Origin of the sequence: Kineococcus sp. G2, from assembly GCF_037154035.1 — a bacterium.
Classification (GTDB): domain Bacteria; phylum Actinomycetota; class Actinomycetes; order Actinomycetales; family Kineococcaceae; genus Kineococcus.
In genome coordinates, this window is the sequence record NZ_JBBBEM010000024.1 from 1 (window position 1) to 17,736 (window position 17,736).

The 17,736-nt window shown below is 76.2% G+C and carries 17 protein-coding genes; 4 read left to right on the forward strand and 13 right to left on the reverse strand.

The window, feature by feature from the left end; genetic code table 11:
• The coding region (locus tag V9U69_RS19290) for a twin-arginine translocation signal domain-containing protein (protein WP_442907613.1) at positions 1–74 on the reverse strand (74 nt) is incomplete at its 3' end.
• A gap of 227 nt (positions 75–301) precedes the next feature.
• Between V9U69_RS19290 and ggt the strand changes: the two genes are divergently transcribed.
• Complete coding sequence (ggt, locus tag V9U69_RS05250) at positions 302–2,158, forward strand: gamma-glutamyltransferase (RefSeq protein WP_337060258.1); 1,857 nt, start codon at positions 302–304, stop codon at positions 2,156–2,158.
• A 49-nt stretch (positions 2,159–2,207) separates the two neighbouring features.
• Here ggt and V9U69_RS05255 read toward each other — a convergent pair whose 3' ends face one another.
• The 7 genes from V9U69_RS05255 to V9U69_RS05285 all read right to left on the reverse strand — a co-directional run bounded on the left by V9U69_RS05255 (position 2,208) and on the right by V9U69_RS05285 (position 10,275).
• On the reverse strand, positions 2,208–3,158 hold the full coding sequence (locus V9U69_RS05255) for an oxidoreductase (RefSeq protein ID WP_337060259.1): 951 nt from the start codon (positions 3,156–3,158) through the stop codon (positions 2,208–2,210).
• Between the two features lie 23 nt (positions 3,159–3,181).
• Entirely contained in the window at positions 3,182–4,303 is a 1,122-nt protein-coding gene (locus tag V9U69_RS05260) for a GuaB3 family IMP dehydrogenase-related protein (RefSeq protein ID WP_337060260.1), read from the reverse strand.
• A gap of 62 nt (positions 4,304–4,365) precedes the next feature.
• Positions 4,366–5,916 (reverse strand): IMP dehydrogenase, encoded by a 1,551-nt coding sequence (gene guaB / locus V9U69_RS05265; protein WP_442907607.1) that lies wholly within the window; start codon positions 5,914–5,916, stop codon positions 4,366–4,368.
• A 20-nt stretch (positions 5,917–5,936) separates the two neighbouring features.
• On the reverse strand, positions 5,937–7,589 hold the full coding sequence (locus tag V9U69_RS05270) for a hypothetical protein (RefSeq protein ID WP_337060261.1): 1,653 nt from the start codon (positions 7,587–7,589) through the stop codon (positions 5,937–5,939).
• The gene (gene shbA, locus V9U69_RS05275; protein WP_337060262.1) at positions 7,586–8,416 is read right to left on the reverse strand and encodes an RNA polymerase sigma factor ShbA; all 831 of its coding nucleotides are present in this window, start codon (positions 8,414–8,416) and stop codon (positions 7,586–7,588) included. Before shbA ends, V9U69_RS05270 begins: the two co-directional genes overlap by 4 nt.
• 4 nt (positions 8,417–8,420) lie before the next feature.
• Complete coding sequence (locus V9U69_RS05280) at positions 8,421–9,032, reverse strand: response regulator transcription factor (protein WP_337060263.1); 612 nt, start codon at positions 9,030–9,032, stop codon at positions 8,421–8,423.
• 160 nt (positions 9,033–9,192) lie between these two features.
• The gene (locus V9U69_RS05285; RefSeq protein WP_337060264.1) at positions 9,193–10,275 is read right to left on the reverse strand and encodes a MerR family transcriptional regulator; all 1,083 of its coding nucleotides are present in this window, start codon (positions 10,273–10,275) and stop codon (positions 9,193–9,195) included.
• 351 nt (positions 10,276–10,626) lie between these two features.
• On the opposite strand from V9U69_RS05285, the gene V9U69_RS05290 reads away from it, so the two are divergent.
• On the forward strand, positions 10,627–10,929 hold the full coding sequence (locus V9U69_RS05290; RefSeq protein ID WP_337060265.1) for a WhiB family transcriptional regulator: 303 nt from the start codon (positions 10,627–10,629) through the stop codon (positions 10,927–10,929).
• Positions 10,930–11,067: 138 nt separating this feature from the next.
• Here V9U69_RS05290 and groL read toward each other — a convergent pair whose 3' ends face one another.
• Both groL and groES read right to left on the reverse strand, forming a co-directional pair.
• Positions 11,068–12,684, reverse strand: coding sequence for a chaperonin GroEL (gene groL / locus V9U69_RS05295; RefSeq protein WP_337060266.1), 1,617 nt, complete (start codon positions 12,682–12,684; stop codon positions 11,068–11,070).
• Between the two features lie 92 nt (positions 12,685–12,776).
• On the reverse strand, positions 12,777–13,073 hold the full coding sequence (groES, locus tag V9U69_RS05300) for a co-chaperone GroES (RefSeq protein ID WP_166615173.1): 297 nt from the start codon (positions 13,071–13,073) through the stop codon (positions 12,777–12,779).
• A 237-nt stretch (positions 13,074–13,310) separates the two neighbouring features.
• Between groES and V9U69_RS05305 the strand changes: the two genes are divergently transcribed.
• On the forward strand, positions 13,311–14,492 hold the full coding sequence (locus V9U69_RS05305; RefSeq protein ID WP_337060267.1) for a THUMP-like domain-containing protein: 1,182 nt from the start codon (positions 13,311–13,313) through the stop codon (positions 14,490–14,492).
• A gap of 4 nt (positions 14,493–14,496) precedes the next feature.
• On the opposite strand, the gene rimI is transcribed toward V9U69_RS05305, so the two are convergent.
• The 3 genes from rimI to tsaB all read right to left on the reverse strand — a co-directional run bounded on the left by rimI (position 14,497) and on the right by tsaB (position 17,315).
• The gene (gene rimI / locus V9U69_RS05310) at positions 14,497–14,958 is read right to left on the reverse strand and encodes a ribosomal protein S18-alanine N-acetyltransferase (RefSeq protein ID WP_337060268.1); all 462 of its coding nucleotides are present in this window, start codon (positions 14,956–14,958) and stop codon (positions 14,497–14,499) included.
• Positions 14,955–16,466, reverse strand: a complete 1,512-nt coding sequence (locus tag V9U69_RS05315; RefSeq protein WP_337060269.1) for a GntP family permease — start codon at positions 16,464–16,466, stop codon at positions 14,955–14,957. The genes rimI and V9U69_RS05315 overlap by 4 nt, the downstream gene beginning before the upstream one ends.
• 147 nt (positions 16,467–16,613) lie before the next feature.
• Positions 16,614–17,315 carry a tRNA (adenosine(37)-N6)-threonylcarbamoyltransferase complex dimerization subunit type 1 TsaB gene (gene tsaB, locus V9U69_RS05320; RefSeq protein ID WP_337060270.1) on the reverse strand — a complete coding sequence of 234 codons (702 nt, stop codon included), beginning with the start codon at positions 17,313–17,315 and terminating at the stop codon, positions 16,614–16,616.
• Between the two features lie 54 nt (positions 17,316–17,369).
• Here tsaB and V9U69_RS05325 point away from each other — a divergent pair, with 54 nt between their 5' ends.
• Positions 17,370–17,687 carry a hypothetical protein gene (locus tag V9U69_RS05325; protein ID WP_337060271.1) on the forward strand — a complete coding sequence of 106 codons (318 nt, stop codon included), beginning with the start codon at positions 17,370–17,372 and terminating at the stop codon, positions 17,685–17,687.
• Positions 17,688–17,736 lie beyond the last annotated feature (49 nt).

Below are 17,736 nucleotides of genomic sequence, written 5' to 3' on the forward strand. Positions count from 1 at the left end.
ATGGCGCCGTACAGGACTCCGGCGCCACCGGTGGCGCCGACACCACGGAGGAAGTTCCTGCGGGAAACGGGCACGGTTCTCCTCGGGAGGACAGGGGGGGATCACCCGGGGTGGGGAGACACCCGAACCCTGGCGGTGCCGTGTTTCACGCAGATCACGCGATCATCAACACTGCGTGACGAGCACGGGCCCCCCGAGGGCGCCGCGATTCCTCACCCTGCGTGCTCGCATCCTTGCGCTCGCACTCCGCCGGGGTATTGGATGACGGCGTCCGCGGTCCCACCCCCCGCCTGGAGCACGCATGCTGCACCGTCGCCGCACCTCCCTCCTCGCGCTCGTCGGCCTGACCGCCGGGGTCGCCGTCGCCGCCCCGGCCACCGCCGCCCCCACCGCCGAGAAGGTCCCCCTGGCCGTCGGCACCGGTGGTGCCGTCGCCACCGTCGACCCCGACGCCACCCGCATCGGCCTGGAGGTCCTCGCCGACGGCGGCAACGCCGCCGACGCCGCCGTGGCCGCCGCCGCCGCGCTCGGCGTCACCGAGCCCTACTCCGCCGGGGTCGGCGGTGGCGGGTTCTTCGTCTACTACGACGCCGAGAGCGGCGAGGTCTCCACCATCGACGGCCGGGAGACCGCCCCGATGGCCATGGGCGCCACCGCCTTCCTCGGCGAGGACGGCGAGCCCCTGCCCTTCGCCGAGGCCGTCAGCAGCGGCCTGTCCGTGGGCACACCGGGCACACCGCGCACCTGGGAGCGGGCCCTGGAGGAGTTCGGCACCAAGTCGCTGCGCGACGTTCTCGCCGGGCCCACCGCCCTCGCCCGGGACGGCTTCACCGTCGACGAGACGTTCCGGCAGCAGACCGCCGAGAACGAGGAGCGCTTCCGGATGTTCCCCGCGACGGCGGAACTGTTCCTCCCCGGCGGGGAACTGCCCGAGGTCGGGTCCGTCTTCCGCAACCCCGACCTCGCCCGCACCTACCGGCAGCTCGGTACGCGCGGCGTGGACTCCTTCTACGACGGCCGCCTCGCCGACGAGATCGCCGCCACCGCGCAGGACCCGCAGGAGGCCGAGGGCGTTCCGGAGGTCCACGACGGCCTGCTCACCGCGGCCGACCTCGCCGCCTACGACGCCCCGCTGCGCGACGCGACGAAGGTGGAGTACCGCGGCCTGGAGGTCTACGGCATGGCGCCCCCCTCCAGCGGCGGCACCACCGTCGGCGAGGCCCTGAACATCCTCGACCAGTACCCGCTCGCCTCGATGCCCGAGGCCGACCGGCTCCACCACTACCTCGAAGCCGGGGCGCTGGCCTTCGCCGACCGCAACGCCTACGTCGGCGACCCCGCCTACACCCAGGTCCCCGTCGGGGAACTGCTCTCGGAGGGTTTCGCGTCCGAGCGGGCCTGCGAGATCGACCCCACCGCCGCGGCGCCCAAGCCCGTCCCGGCCGGGGTGCCGGACGGCGAGTACGACCCGTGCGCCGCCACCGACGGCACCACCGTGCCGGACGACGCGCAGGGGATTTCCACGACCCACCTCACCGTCGCCGACGCCGAGGGGAACATCGCCAGCTACACGCTGACCATCGAGCAGACCGGCGGCAGCGGCATCACCGTCCCCGGCCGCGGGTTCCTGCTCAACAACGAGCTCACCGACTTCACCTTCGCGCCCGCCGACCTGACGAAGCCCGAACCCAACCTGCCCGCCCCCGGCAAGCGCCCGCGCAGCAGCATGGCGCCCACGATCGTCCTGAACGACGGCGAGCCGCTCATGGCGCTCGGCTCCCCCGGCGGCAGCACCATCATCACGACCGTCCTGCAGACCCTCGTGAACCGGATCGACGCCAACATGCAGCTCGACCGGGCCATCGCCGCGCCGCGGGCCACGCCGCGCAACACGGCGACCGTGAACGCCGAGCCGGCGTTCATCGAGGCGCACGGGGCGGAGCTCACCGCCCTCGGTCACGCCTTCAGCGAGACCGCGGAGATCGGCGCCGCCACCGCGGTGGAGTTCCTGCCCACGCCCGAGGGCCGCACCCCGCTGATGCTCGCCGCGGCCGAGACCACCCGGCGCGGCGGCGGCAGCGCGGGCGTGGTGGACGACGTGTACGGGACGTCCAGCACGAAGGCCGCGCCCGACCTGGCACCGTCCCTGATCGACTGACCGGCCGTCCCCGGGGCGGGAACACCCACGCCCCGGGGACCGCGGCGGCTCAGCGAGCGGTGAGCTCCTCGAACCCCACGCCCGTCCACTCCGCCGAGCGCGCCCACAACCAGGCCGCGTCCGAGGTGTCGTACGCCGCCGCGGACGCCCGCTCCAGCACCGGGAAACCCTTCCAGCCGCCGAACCCGTCCGGGCCGAAGTACTCCCCACCGGTGGCGGCCGGATCCCCCGCCGCGCGCAGCAGCGGCCACGCCCCCTGCGCCGGCGGGTGCCCCACCGCGCGGCCCAGCGCCCGCCCCAGCGCACCGCCCACGCGGCTGTCCGCCGCCAGCGGCGTCGCCTTCCACAGGTTCGTGTCCGAGATCCCCGGGTGGGCGATCGTCGAGACCAGCGGCGCCCCCGCCGCCGCGGCGCGCCGCTGCAGCTCCAGCCCGAACAGCAGGTTCGACAGCTTCGACTGCCCGTACGCGTGCCAGCGCGAGTAGGAGCGCTCGCTGAGGTAGTTCTCGCGGTCCAGCGCGCCGAACCGGTGCGCCACGCTCGCCACGCTGACCACGCGCGCGCCGTCCCCGGCGAGCAGCAGCGGCAGCAGCAGCCCCGTCAGCGCGAAGTGCCCCAGGTGGTTCGTGCCGACCTGCAGCTCGAACCCGTCCGCGGTGCGGGCGAACGGCGGCGCCATGACCCCGGCGTTGTTCACCAGGACGTCCACGCTCGCGCGCCGGCCGGCGACGTCCGCCGCCGCGCGGCGCACGCTCGCCAGGTCCGCCACGTCCAGCGCCACCAGCTCCGCGGACGCCCGCGCACCCGAGTCCGCGACGTCTGCGCGCAACCGCTCCAGCGCCGCCTCGCCACGACCGGTGTCGCGGCAGGCCAGCAGCACGTCCGCGCCGCGGCGGGCGAACTCCGTCGCCACGTGGAACCCCAGGCCGGAGTTCGCGCCCGTCACCAGGACGGTGCGACCGTCCTGGCGCCCCAGCGCGTCCGGCGTCCAGGCCGTCACGCCGCGACCTCCCCCGGGCCCGCTCACGCGGGCTGGTACGGGGAGACGACGACCTCGACGCGCTGGAACTCCTTCAGGTCGGAGTAGCCCGTCGTCGCCATCGAGCGGCGCAGCGCACCGACGAGGTTCGTGGTGCCGTCGGCCACCCGGCCGGGGCCCTCGAGGATCTCCGCCAGCGGCGCGACCGTGCCCACGTGGACCCGCTCACCGCGCGGCAGCACCGAGTGGTGCGCCTCCGAGCCCCAGTGCCAGCCGCGACCGGGGGCCTCCGTCGCCCGCGCCAGCGCCGCGCCCAGCATCACCGCGTCCGCACCGCACGCGACCGCCTTGACGATGTCGCCGGAGGTGCCCACGCCGCCGTCGGCGATGACGTGCACGTAGCGGCCGCCGGACTCGTCCATGTAGTCGCGCCGGGCCGCCGCCACGTCCGCCACCGCGCTCGCCATCGGGGCGTGGATGCCCAGGGTGCGGCGGGTCGTGTGGGCCGCTCCCCCGCCGAAACCGACGAGCACGCCCGCGGCACCGGTGCGCATCAGGTGCAGCGACGCCGTGTACGTGGCGGCACCGCCCACCACGACCGGCACGTCCAGCTCGTAGATGAACCGCTTGAGGTTCAGCGGCTCGCTGCGCCCGGAGACGTGCTCGGCGGAGACGGTGGTGCCGCGGATGACGAACAGGTCCACGCCCGCGTCGACGACGACCTTCCAGAACTCCTGCGTGCGCTGCGGCGACAGGGCACCCGCGACCGTCACGCCCGCGGCCCGCACCTGCGCCAGCCGCGCGGTGATCAGCTCGGGCTTGATCGGCTCGGAGTAGATCTCCTGCATGCGCCGCACCGCGACCGCCGCGTCCAGCGCGGCGATCTCCGCCAGCAGCGGCTCCGGGTCCTCGTAGCGCGTCCACAGGCCCTCGAGGTCCAGCACACCGAGCCCGCCGAGCCGGCCGATGGCCACCGCGGTGGCCGGCGAGACCACCGAGTCCATCGGCGCGCTCAGCACCGGCAGCGAGAAGTGGTACGCGTCGATCTGCCAGTCCGTGGAGACGTCCTCGGGGTCGCGCGTGCGGCGGCTGGGGACGATCGCCACGTCGTCGAAGCTGTAGGCGCGACGTCCCCGCTTGCCGCGGCCGATCTCGATCTCGTACACCCCGACAGGCTACCGGCTGCCCGGCGCCCGCCCCTCCCCCGGCGGGAGGGGCGGGCGCGCCGTCAGCGACCGCGCGAGTAGTTGGGCGCCTCGACCGTCATCTGGATGTCGTGCGGGTGCGACTCCTTCAGCCCCGCCGGGGTGATCCGGACGAACTTCCCGACGCGCTGCAGCTCCGGCACGGTGCGGGCACCGGCGTAGAACATCGACTGCCGCAGGCCGCCGACCAGCTGGTGCGCCACCGCGGCCAGCGGGCCGCGGTAGGGCACCTGGCCCTCCACGCCCTCGGGCACGAAGCGGTCGTCGGAGGCGACGTCGTTCTGGAAGTAGCGGTCCTTGGAGAAGGAGCGCCCGCCCTGCCGGGTCTGCTGCGCCCCCAGCGAGCCCATGCCGCGGTAGCTCTTGAACTGCTTGCCGTTGATGAAGACCAGGTCGCCGGGGCTCTCGTCGCACCCGGCCAGCAGCGAGCCGAGCATCACCGTGTCCGCACCCGCCACCAGCGCCTTGGCGATGTCGCCGGAGTACGCCAGGCCGCCGTCGCCGATGAGCGGCACGCCCGCCGGGCGCGCGGCCTTCGCGGCCTCGTGGATGGCCGTCACCTGCGGAACGCCCACGCCCGAGACGACGCGCGTGGTGCAGATGGACCCCGGGCCCACGCCCACCTTGATGCCGTCCACGCCGGCGTCCACCAGCGCCTGCGCCGCGGCGCGGGTGGCGACGTTGCCGCCGACGACGTCGACGTGCGCGGCGGCGCTGTCGGCCTTCAGGCGGGAGATCATCTCCAGCACGGCGCGCGAGTGCCCGTGCGCCATGTCCACCACGAGCACGTCCACGCCCGCGTCGACGAGCTGCATGCCGCGCTTCCAGGCGTCCTCGAAGATGCCGATCGCCGCGGCCACCCGCAGCCGGCCCGAGTCGTCCTTCGTCGCCAGCGGGTACTGCTCGTTCTTGACGTAGTCCTTCACCGTGATCAGGCCGGTGAGGCGGTTCCGCTCGTCGACGATCGGCAGCTTCTCGATCTTGTGCTTGCGCAGCAGCTGCTCGGCGTCGTGGGCGCTGATGCCCACCGGCGCGGTCACCAGCGGCATCGGGGTCATGACCTCGCGCACCGAGCGGGTGAAGTCGGTCTCGAAGCGCAGGTCGCGGTTGGTGACGATGCCCAGCAGGACGCCGTCGGCGTCGACCACGGGCACGCCGGAGATGCGGTACCGCCCGCACAGCTCGTCCACGTCCGCCAGCGTCGCGTCCGGCGACGTCGTCACCGGGCGCGTCACCATGCCCGACTCGGAGCGCTTGACGATGTCCACCTGGTCCGCCTGCTCGTCCGCGGACAGGTTGCGGTGCAGCACGCCGAGGCCGCCCTGGCGGGCCATCGCGATCGCCATGCGGGCCTCGGTGACGGTGTCCATGGCCGAGCTCAGCAGCGGCACCCGCAGGCTCACCCGCTTGGAGACGCGGCTGGAGGTGTCCGCCTCCGAGGGGATCACGTCCGACTCACCCGGCAGCAGCAGGACGTCGTCGTACGTCAGGCCCACGAAGCCGAAGGGGTCGTGACCGGGGTGGTCGGGAGCGGGGAGGGGGGTCGGGGCACCGGCGGGGGTCTGCGCGCTCACCCCTCGATGCTACGGCTCGCTCAGCCCCGCGCCGACGTCTGCGCGGCGTCCCCCTGCGCCCCCGGGTTCGTCCCCTCCCCGGTGGGGGCCTGCGTCGGTCCCGGCTCCGGCGACGGCGCGGGGACCGGCTCCGGCGACGGCTCGGGGACCGGGGCCGGCGACGGCTCGGGGACCGGGGCCGGCGACGGCTCGGGGACCGGGGCCGGCTCGGGGACGGGGACCTGCGACGGCTCGGGCTCCGGCAGGACCCCCGCCTCGGGCGAAGGCTCCGGCGAGGGCCCGGGCGAGGACTCGGGCGCGGGCGGGGTGGTCGGGACGGCGGCGCCGGGGTCGGCGGGCGCCGTGGGGACGGTGGCGCCCGGGGCCGGCTCACCACCGGTCGGGGACGGCTCGACCGGCTCGCCCGTGGCCGTGTCCGGGGCGGACGGCTCCGCCGGGACGGACGGCCCCGCCGGCGCGGAGGGGGCGTCCGTGCCCCCGGGACCGCCGGGGGTCCCACCGCCCGCGGGCGCGCTCGGCCCGTCCGTCGGCGCCTGCCCCGGTCCCGAGGGCTGCGGGGGCGTGCCCGCCGGCTCGTCCGGCGCGCTCGGGGACGGCTCCGCGGGCGCACCGGGCGCGGTGGCCCCGCCCGTGGAGGGCGCCGGGCTGTCCGGCGCCGGGGCGCTCGGCGCCGGGGTGCCCGGCGACCCCGGAGCGGCCGGGCCGGAGGAGGGGCGCGGGGCGGGCGTGCCGGTGGGCACGGGCGTGGCGGTGCCGCCGGGCTCCTCGCCACCGGGGACCGACGGCGCCGAGGGGACCGGCGTCGCGGGACCAGGCGTCGAGGGACCCGGCGTCGCGGGCGCCGCGGGGGTCGAGGGCGTCGCACCCACCGGGGGCGCCATGGGCGCCACCCAGCGCGGGGACCCCTCCACCGCGGGGGTCGAGTCGGCGACCAGGCGGGGCAGCGTCCCCGGGCTCGCCGTCGGGGTGGGCGGTGCGGCGAGCACGGGGTCCTGCGCCGCGGCCCGCTGGCGCAGCTCCTCGAGGGTGTCGCGCACCGAGCGCACCAGCGGGGTCTCCCCCTCGGCGGCGCGCAGGCTCGTCAGGACGCGGCCGACGCGCTCCACGGCCTCCTCGTGCGCGCCGGAGGACGCGGCGTCGCGCGCCTGCTCCAGCTGCAGCTGCACGCGCTGCTCGACGGTGCCGCCCAGCACCTCCCAGACGCTGCCGGGGAACCAGGCGGGCTTGCCGGCGGCGTCCGTGCTGGCGACCCGGTCGGTGGAGGAGACCACCGGCCCGCGGCTCGTCGCGGCCGCGGCGGCCGTGCCGCCGAGCAGCGCCAGCACCGCGCACGCCGCGGCCGTGCCGCGGCCCAGGCGCTCGAGGGTGCGCCGCCGCGCCAGGAGCACCCGCGGCGGGGTCGCGTCCGCCCCCGCGGACGCGACGGGCGCGGCCGGCACCTCGACGGGCAGCGGCAGGTCCACCTGCCGCGCCCCGGCGGTCTCCGGGTCGGCGTGCAGGGCGTAGGCGTCCAGCAGGCGCGCCACGGCGTCACCCAGGTCGCCCTCGGTGGCGCGGTGCGCACCCAGGCGGTCCAGCAGGGCGTCGGTGGCCAGCAGGTCCGGCACCGTGGGCAGCTGCTCCGGGCCGCCGCGCAGGTGACCGCGGTCGCCGCGGCCGGACCCGGCGCTCACGACGTCACCCGCAGCGACTCGTCGGCCAGCGCGGCCTTGCGCAGCTTCTGCACCGCGCGGTGCTGCGCGACGCGCACCGCCCCCGCCGTCATGTCCAGGGCGCGGCCGGTCTCCTCGGCGGACATGCCCGCCCCCACCCGCAGCGTGAGGATCTCCCGCAGCTTCGGCGGCAGGGTCTCCAGCAGCCGCCCGACCGTCTCCGCGTCGAAGGCGTCCAGGGCCAGCTGCTCCGGCCCCGGCTCGGCGGCGGCGGCGTCGGGGACCTCGTCGGTGGGCACGGGAGCCCGGTAGGCGGCCCGCTGCGCGTCGGCGACCTTGTTGGCCGCGATGCGGTACACGAACGCCTCGAACGGGCGTCCGGTGTCCTTGTAGCGGGGCAGTGCCGTCAGCACGGCGATGCAGACCTCCTGTGCCGCGTCCTCGGCGGCGTGATCAGCCCCGGGCATGCGCCCGAGCCTGGCCCGGCAGTAGCGGTGGACGAGGCGGCGAACCGCTGCCAGGAGGTCGGCGACGGCGCCCTGCTCCCCCGTCAGGGCGCGCGCCGCCAGGTCCTGGAGCCCCCCGGCATCCACCCTGCTCATCGCGCGGGGAGCACCGGCCGTTACACCCGGTTCCTCAGCGTCATCACCGGTGACGTCCGCGTCACCGCCGGGACCGTGCAGCACCTCGGGGACGCCCGGGTCGGCGTCGCCGTGCAGCAGGGCCGGGGAGGTGCGCACCTCGACACCGCCGGGGGCGACACCGGTCGCGGAGGCAGCACCGGGGTGGACGCGCCGCACGGCGTCCACCCCGGCCGGTCCACCGGTCTCGTCGCCCCCCGGGCCCACGGACCTACCGTACGAGACCCCAGCGGAATCCCACAGCCACCGCCTGCGCCCGGTCCGCCGCCTCGAGCTTGCGGAACAGCCGGCGCGCGTGCGTCTTGACCGTGTCCTCGGACAGGAAGAGCTCACGCCCGATCTCGGCGTTGCTGCGGCCCCGGCTCATGCCGACGAGGACCTGCCCCTCGCGCTCGGTCAGCACCGGCGCCCGGCCGGAGAGCACCGTGCGGGGGCGGCCGGCGCCGCGGCGGCGGGAGACGTCCTGCAGCGCCTGGAGCACCGCGGTCGCCAGCTCCTCGCGGGAGACGTCCTTGACGACGTAGCCGCGGGCGCCGGAGGCCACCGCACGGGCGACGCCGTCACCGTCCTCGGCCATCGTCGCCATGAGGACGTTCGCCTCGGGGTGCCGGGCGAGCAGGCGGCGGGCGGCCTCCACCCCGCCGATCCCCGGCATGCGCACGTCCATGATGACGAGCGAGGGCCGCTCGACGGGCCAGCGCGTCAGCGCCTCCTCGCCGGAGGCGGCACCCACGACGCGCGTCACGCCCGGGACCGCGGCGACCATGCGCCGCATCGTCTCCCGGGCCAGCGGGAGGTCGTCACAGACCAGGACCGTAGCCACCACTTGCCTCTTCCCTGTACGGGTGGGACGCACCCGTCCGTGGGGCGTCGCGGCGCACGTCGGGTGCGCCACGAGGAAGGCATCGGCACGTGGTGCTCCGCACCTGAGGCGTGCGCGGGATCGGGTTCCGGCCGGCGCGTGCGGCGTGGTAACGCGCGCGTCAGGCGTGGACGGCGGCCGCGCAGCGCCGCACGGCGTCCGCGAGGGTCGCGGCGCGCTCGCAGCCCTCGACGGCCTCCGGCCACCCCGGGCCGTGGAGCACGAGCAGCGGCGCCGGCCGCACGGCCAGCAGCGCCGCCAGGGCGGCGACGTCCGCGGGACCGCGCTCGCGCTGGGCGTGCAGCAGGACGGCGGGGGGCCGGGTGCGGCGCACCGCGGCGGCCAGCACCCGCACCGGGACGCCGTCGCCCACCGAGCGCGCGCCCGCACCCGCCTCGGCCAGCGCGGCCGCGGCGGCCGGCAGCAGCGGCCCGCGGGGCGCGGGGTCGGCACCGGCGAGCAGGACGGAGCGGTCGTCGTCGCGCGTCGGCAGCCCGGCCAGGGCGCGGGCCACGGCCTCGTGCAGGGCGGCGTCGTCGGTGGCGAGCGCCGGCCCGAGGACCGCGTCCCACGCGGCGGCCGCCCCGCGGTTGCGCACCTCCTCGGCGAAGCGGTCCGCCAGGCTCTGCACCGCCCAGTCCTGCAGCTCGCCCGCCCCGCGCGGCGGTGCCGCCGGCCGGCCGGCGGCACCGCTCGGGGCGCCGGGGCCCTCGTCGTCGTCCTCGTCGTCGTCCGCGTCGTCGTCCGCGTCGCTCGCACCGGGGCTCGCGACGTCCGCACCGGTGGCCGGGGCGGGCAGCCCGGCGCGGGGGTCCGCCGCGGCGGGGCCCGCGCCGTCCTGCCCGGGGCCGGCCAGGGCGGCGGCGTCGGTGACGGCCGCCTCGATGACCGCGGCGGGGATCGTGGAGACGCTGGCCAGGGCGAAGCCGCCGTCGGCGACGGCCGTGGTGGCGGCGATGGCGGCGGCCTCGGCGGGGGCGACGCCCTCCAGGGTGAGGCGGCGCATCACCACCAGGCGGGCGAGGTCGGTGGAGGAGTAGCGCCGGTGGGCGCCGGCGGTGTGCTCGGAGGGGCCCAGCCCGTAGCGGCGGTCCCAGGTGCGCAGGGTGGCCGGGGCGACCCCGAGCCGGCGCGCCACCGCGGCGACGGTGAGGGTCATGCGCGGGGCCGGGGGCGCGGTGGAGCCCTGGGGGGACGAGGACACCCCCGGATCCTCCCGCGCGGCGGGCCCGGTCGCCACTCACCCCCGCCGGTGCGGGCACGGCGACCCGGCACCAGGCCGGCCACAGGTTGTTCAACGTTGTTCACCGCAGGTCAGGACGGGTGCAAGGGCTTTCCGGCCGGGCGTCCACAAGGTTGTTCACCGGCTGTGCACATTCCGGTCAGCCCCACGCCGCCACCCGTGAACAACGTGACCCAGGTCACTCGATTTTGCTCTGAACAACTTCCGCACAGGGCCTTGAACAACTTCTGGCGCGGTTGTAGCGTCCTACCTCGTCAGCAAGATCCGCCGCCCGGCGGTGGCCCCCGAACACCCCTCCCCAAGGAGCGCACCATGGCTGAGATCTCCCGCCTCCCCGGTCCCGTCGCCGACATCTGGGAGTGGCAGCTCATCGGCGCCTGCCGCGACGCCGACCCCGACCTCTTCTTCCACCCCGAGGGCGAGCGCGGCCCCGCCCGCCGCAACCGCGACGCCGCCGCCCAGGCCGTGTGCGCCGGCTGCCCCGTCATCGAGGAGTGCCGCAAGCACGCCCTGAAGGTCCGCGAGCCCTACGGCGTGTGGGGAGGCCTCACCGAGGACGACCGCGAGGCCATCTACGCCACCGAGCGCCGCCGCAGCCTGCGCATCGCCAGCTGACACCCGCCCGGCGGGCGGGGGCCCGCCGGCGCCCGACGGCGCACCCGCGCACGGTGGTGCGGTGCGCGGCACGCCGCAGCGAGACGGAGAGGCCCGGTCCCCTCGGGGACCGGGCCTCTCGTCGTGCGCGGGGAGGGGTCAGTGGCCGTGGCCGTGACCGTGGCCGGCAGCCGCCGGCTCCTCCTCCTTCTTGTCCACCACGAGCGTGTCGGTGGTCAGGACCATCGACGCGATCGACGCGGCGTTGACCAGGGCGGAGCGCGTGACCTTCACCGGGTCGATGACGCCCGCGGCCAGCAGGTCCACGTACTCGCCGGTGGCGGCGTTCAGGCCGTGACCGACCTCGAGGCCGCGCACCTTCTCCACCACGACGTAGCCCTCGTGACCGGCGTTCTCGGCGATCCAGCGCAGCGGCTCGGTGGCGGCGCGGTGCACCAGCTTCACGCCGGTGGCCTCGTCGCCCTCCTTGCCCAGGCCGCCCTCGAGCACCTTCACCGCGTGGGTCAGGGCGCTGCCGCCGCCGGCGACGATGCCCTCCTCGATCGCGGCGCGCGTCGCGGAGACGGCGTCCTCGATGCGGTGCTTCTTCTCCTTCAGCTCCACCTCGGTGTGCGCGCCGACCTTGATGACGACCACACCGCCGGCCAGCTTCGCGAGGCGCTCCTGGAGCTTCTCGCGGTCCCAGTCGGAGTCGGTGCGCTCGATCTCGGCCTTGATCTGCGCCACCCGGCCCTCCACCTCGTCGGACGCGCCGGCGCCCTCGACGATCGTGGTGTCGTCCTTGGTGACGACGATGCGGCGGGCGGTGCCCAGCACGTCCAGGTCGACCTGGTCGAGCTTGAGGCCGACCTCCTCGGCCACGACCTGCGCGCCGGTGAGGACGGCGATGTCGCCCAGGATCGCCTTGCGGCGGTCGCCGAAGCCCGGGGCCTTCACCGCGACGGCGTTGAAGGTGCCGCGGATCTTGTTGACGACCAGCGTGGACAGGGCCTCGCCCTCGACGTCCTCGGCGATGATCAGCAGCGGCTTGGAGGCCTGCAGGACCTTCTCCAGCAGCGGCAGCAGCTCGGTGACCGTGGAGATCTTGCCCTGGTGCACGAGGACGTACGCGTCCTCCAGCACCGCCTCCTGGCGCTCGGCGTCGGTGACGAAGTAGGGAGAGATGTAGCCCTTGTCGAACTGCATGCCCTCGGTGAAGTCCAGCTCCAGCGCGGTCGTGGAGGACTCCTCGACCGTGATGACGCCGTCCTTGCCGACCTTGTCGAACGCGTCGGCGAGCAGGTCGCCGACGGCCGGGTCCTGCGCGGAGATCGTGGCGACGTGGGCGATGTCGCCCTTGCCGTCGACGTCGCGGGCGAGCTTGAGGAGCTCGTCGCCCACGGCCTCCACGGCCGCGTCGATGCCGCGCTTGAGGGCGGACGGGGCCGCGCCGGCCGCCACGTTGCGCAGGCCCTCGTGGACCATCGCCTGCGCCAGGACGGTCGCGGTGGTGGTGCCGTCACCGGCGACGTCGTTGGTCTTGGTGGCGACCTCCTTGGCGAGCTGCGCGCCGAGGTTCTCGTACGGGTCCTCGAGCTCGACCTCGCGGGCGATGGTGACGCCGTCGTTCGTGATCGTCGGCGCACCCCACTTCTTGTCGATGACGACGTTGCGGCCGCGGGGCCCCAGGGTCACCTTGACGGCGTTGGCGAGGGCGTCCACACCGCGCTCCAGGGAGCGGCGGGCGTCCTCGTTGAACGAGAGCTGCTTGGCCATGTGCGTGTTCCTTCCAGATCTTTGGCGGCAACGGCGAACGCCCCGGGCGCCCGGTGTCGTCGGGCGCCCGGGGCGTCAGGACCTGCTGCTGCTTACTTGGCGACCTTGGCGAGGACGTCGCGCGCCGAGAGGATCAGCAGCTCGTCGCCGCCGTACTTCACCTCGGTGCCGCCGTACTTGGAGTAGATGACCTTGTCGCCGACGGAGACGTCGACGGGCACGCGGTTGCCGTTGTCGTCGACGCGACCCGGACCCACGGCCAGGACCTCGCCCTCCTGGGGCTTCTCCTTGGCGGTGTCCGGGATGACCAGACCGGAAGCGGTCGTCTGCTCCGCGTCGAGCGGCTTGACGACGATGCGGTCCTCGAGCGGAGTGATGGAGACCGACACTGAGCGGCCCTCCCCTTCTGCGTACTCGGTACGGATCTGGCGTACTGGTGGGTCGGCTGCGAGGGTGGTGCCCGCCCGTCGTCGCGGGTGCCGGGCGGCACCGTCTCGCGTGCTGGCACTCCCTTCGGGGGAGTGCCACCGACGCTGCGACAGAAGTTAGCACTCCCACTGCCCGAGTGCCAGGGACGGCCCCCGCTCGTGCGACCGGGCGGGTGGGGTGCTGGCACAGTCGGGCGGGTGGACCCCGCCGACGTCGCCGCGCTGACCTCCCCCGCCGGGCGCGCGCTGCTGGACCTGATCGCCGCCGCCGGCGCGGCCGACCCGCTCGTGCTGGGGCAGCGGCTGCGCCGCGAGGGGCACGAGCCCGCGCTGGTGGCCCTGGCCATGACGCAGGCGCGGCTGCGCGAGCGCGCCGCCGCCAAGCTCGGCCCGCGCGCGCACGGGCTGCTGCTGACCGCCGCCGGGGTGGAGCAGGCCACCCGCGCCGCCGTGGCCGCCGAGCACGCCCGCCGCTTCGCCGGCGCCGGGGTGCGCCGGGTGGCCGACCTCGGCTGCGGCATCGGCGCCGACGCCCTCGCCCTGGCCGACGCGGGGCTGGCCGTGCTCGCCGTGGACGCCGACCCCGGCACCGCCGCGGTGGCCGCGGCCAACCTCGCCGGGCGCGCGGAGGTCCGCTGCGCGGACGTCACCGCCGGCGTCGTCGACGAGCTGGGCCCCGGCGACGGCGCCTGGTTCGACCCGGCCCGGCGCACCGCCGGCGGCCGGCGCCTGTTCGACCCCGAGGCCACCTCCCCGCCGCTGTCGTTCGTGCTGGCCACCGCGGCACGAGTGGCGGCCACCGGCGCCAAGCTCGCCCCCGGCCTGCCGCACGAGCTGGTGCCCGCCGGGGCGGAGGCGCGGTGGACGTCCGTGGACGGCGACGTGGTGGAGGCGGCGCTGTGGTGCGGGCCGCTGGCCCGGCCGGGCGTGGCGCGCAGCGCCCTGGTGCTGCGCGGCGGCGAGCGCTTCGAGCTGGACGACGCCGACAACCCCGTGCCGGACGTCGGCGCCGTCGGCGCCCACCTGCACGAGCCGGACGGCGCCGTCGTCCGCGCCGGCCTGGTCGGCGCGGTCGCGCGGCTGCTCGGCGGGCGCCTGGTGGACGAGACCATCGCCTACGTCACCACCGACGCCCCGGCGAGCACCCCCTTCACGCGCTCCTACGCGGTGCTGGACGTGCTGCCCTTCGGGCTGAAGCCGCTGCGCCGGTACCTGCGCGAGCGCGACGTCGGCCCGCTGACGGTGAAGAAGCGCGGCACCGCCGTCGACCCGGACGTGCTGCGCCGGCAGCTCGCGCTGAAGGGGTCGGCGCCCGCGACGATCGTGCTGACGCGCCTGGCGGGCCGGCAGTCGGTGCTCGTGGTGGAACCGGTCGGCTGAGGCCTCAGAGCCGGGCGCGCAGCACCAGGGCGTCGACCCCGCCGGGCTGGTAGTAGCGCGCCCGGCGGGCGATCTGCTCGAACCCCTCGCTGCGGTACAGCGCCTGCGCCGGCTCGTTGTCGGCGCGCACCTCCAGCAGGACGTGGGTGGCGCCGCCCGCGCGGGCCGCCGCCAGCAGGGCGCGCAGCAGCGCCCGGCCCAGCCCCCGGCCCTGCGCGGAGCGCGCCACGCCGATCGTCTGCACGTCGGCGTCCGCGCCGGAGAGCGCGAGGCCGGCGTAGCCGACGACCCCCTCGCCCTCCAGCGCGACGAGGTAGGTGCGCCCCGGCGCCGCCAGCTCCCCCCAGAACGTCTCCACCGACCAGGCGGTGGGCCCGAACAGGTCCGCCTCCAGGCGCTGCACGTCCGCCAGGTGCCACCAGCGGGCCGGGCCGAGGACCACCCCCGGCGCGAGCGCGACCGTCACAGGAGCACGTACCCCAGCCACGCCAGCAGGAAGCCGACGACGCCGATGATCGTCTCCATCACGGTCCAGGTGCGCAGCGTCGTGGGCACGTCCATGCCGAGGAACCGGCCGACCAGCCAGAACCCGGAGTCGTTGACGTGGCTCAGGGCGGTCGCGCCGGCGGCGATGGCGATGACGACGAAGCACAGGTCCAGCGACGACAGGCCCGCGTTCTGCACGGCCGGGGCGATGAGGCCGGCCGTCGTGGTCAGCGCCACGGTGGCCGAGCCCTGCGCGACGCGCAGGCCCAGCGAGATGATGAACGCGGCCAGGATCACCGACAGGCCGGCGGCCTCGAGGGTGTCCGCCAGGGCACCGCCGATGCCGCTGGTGCGCAGCACGTAGCCGAACATGCCGCCGGCGCCGGTGATGAGGATGATCGCGCAGACCGGGCCGAGGGCGCCGTTGGCGAGGTCCTCCACGGCACCCCTGCTGAACCGGCCGCGTCCCAGGACGACCATCGCCACCAGGACGGCGATGAGCAGCGCGATCGGCGTCTGCCCGATCAGGCGCAGCGTCTGCACCCAGCCGGCGTCGCCGTCGAGGCTGCCCGCGGTGGCCAGCGTGTTCAGGCCGGTGTTGAGGAAGATCAGCACCAGCGGCAGCAGCAGGATGCCCAGCACGGTGCCGAACGAGGGCGGCGGGCCGGGCAGGCCCTCGTCCTCGCCGACGGCGGGCTCACCGGCGCGGCCGTCGCCGACCGCGCCGGCGGCGCTGCCGCTGCCGGCGCCGGTGGAGGAGTCGCGGTTGGTGCCGTGGTCGGTGCCGCCGGCGTTCACCGCGACGCGACCGGCCCACTCGGCCGGCAGCGGCACGTCGATCCGCTTGGCCGCCCACAGGCCGAACAGGTAGCTGGAGACGAACCAGGTGGGGATCGCCAGGACGAACCCGACGATGATGAGCAGGCCGATGTTGGTGCTCAGGCCCAGCAGTTCCGCCGCGGCCACCGGGCCGGGGTGCGGCGGCACGAACGCGTGCATGATCGCGAAGGCGCCGGCCGCGGGCAGCGCGTAGCGCAGCACCGAGCCGCCGAAGCGCCGGGCGACCGAGAAGATGATCGGCAGGAAGACGACGAACCCGGCGTCGAAGAAGATCGGGAAGCCGAAGACGAGCGAGGCGACGCCCAGGGCCAGCGGGGCGCGCTTCTCCCCGAACCGGGCGATGAGGGTGTCGGCGAGCACCTTCGCACCGCCGGTCACCTCCAGCAGGCGGCCGATGATGACGCCGAACCCCACGAGCAGCGCGACGCTGGCCAGCGTGCCGCCGAACCCGGTCAGCAGGGTGTCGACGACGTCGCGGACGGGGATCCCGGTCGCCACCGCGGTCAGCACGCTGACGAGGACGAGCGCGGGGAAGGCGTGCAGCTTGAACTTGATGATGAGCAGCAGGAGCACGGCCACGGCGGCGGCCGCGATGAGCAGCAGGGTGCCGGTGCCGTAGGCGGGTTCGACGACGTCGGTGGCGAGCATGTGGCCTCCGGGGACGGGTGGACGGCGGTGTCCTGCGGGCGGTGCCTGGCTCAGACGGTGCCACCGGGGACCCGGCGGCGATCAAACCCTCCCACTCCCGCCGGGCGTGTCAACCGCTGCCGATCACCGGCGCGCCGCCCGGCGGGTTCAGGCGGTGACGCGCTTGCGGGCTCCCGGCTCGACGGCGTCCGGGCGGCGCAGGTACAGCGGCTCCGCCGGCAGCAGCCCCGGCCCGCCGCGGCCGGCGAGCGCGTCGACGGCCACCTGCGCGAGGAACCCGGCGTCGACGTCCGCGAGCGGCCCGGCCGGTCCCAGCGCGTCCGGGTACAGGGCGGCGCCGCGGCCCACCACGGTCAGGCCGTCGCGCTGCACCGCCGAGGGGGCCAGCACGTCCGGGCCCGCCACCCGCACCAGCCGCTCGGGGCCGGCGCCCCCGCCGGCCTCCGGGACGACGCGGTAGCGGGCGGTGTGCACCTCGCGGCGGCGCGCGTCGGTGGCGACGAGGAACTCCCCCACCGCCGGGACGGCTCCCCGCACGAGCGCCTGCGCCGCGAGCGCGTCCAGCGAGCACACCCCGTGCAGGGCCGCCCCCCACGCCAGGGCCAGGGTGCGGGCGGTGACCAGCCCCACCCGCAGGCCGGTGAACGGGCCCGGTCCCACCCCCACCGCGACGTCGGTGACCTCACCGCGCTCGCGGCCGGCGGCGGCGAGCGCGGCGGCGATCGTGGGGACGAGGACCTCGTTGTGGTGGCGGGCGTCGCCGGCGCGGCGCGCGTCCAGCACGCGGGTGCCGTCGTGCACCGCCACGGCGACCCCGTCGGTGGCGGTGTCCAGGGCGAGCAGCAGCACGCCGCGCAGCTTAAGGCGTGGCCGGCGGGCCGCCCGACCCGCGAGGCTGCCCGCGTGGGCACCGCCGAGGGGGACGACGACGCCGAGGTGCTGCGCTGGGCCGCCGGGCACCAGGAGGTCACGGGCGAGCCGGTCCTGGTGAAGCGCAGGCCGTGGTCGCGGGTGTGGTGGCTGCCGACGCCCGCGGGGCGCGCCTGGCTGAAGGCGTGCCCACCGGCGGTGGCGCACGAGGTGGCGCTCGTGGCCGCGCTCGCCGCGCACGGGGTGCCGCACGTGCTGGGCCCGCTGGCCGCCGACCCCGGGCGCGGGTGGCTGCTGCTGCCGGACGGCGGGCCCACCCTGCGGGAGGCGGGCGGTGGGCCGGACCGCTAGCCGGCCGCCCTGGCCGGCTACGCCGAGCTGCAGCGGGCCGCCACCGCGC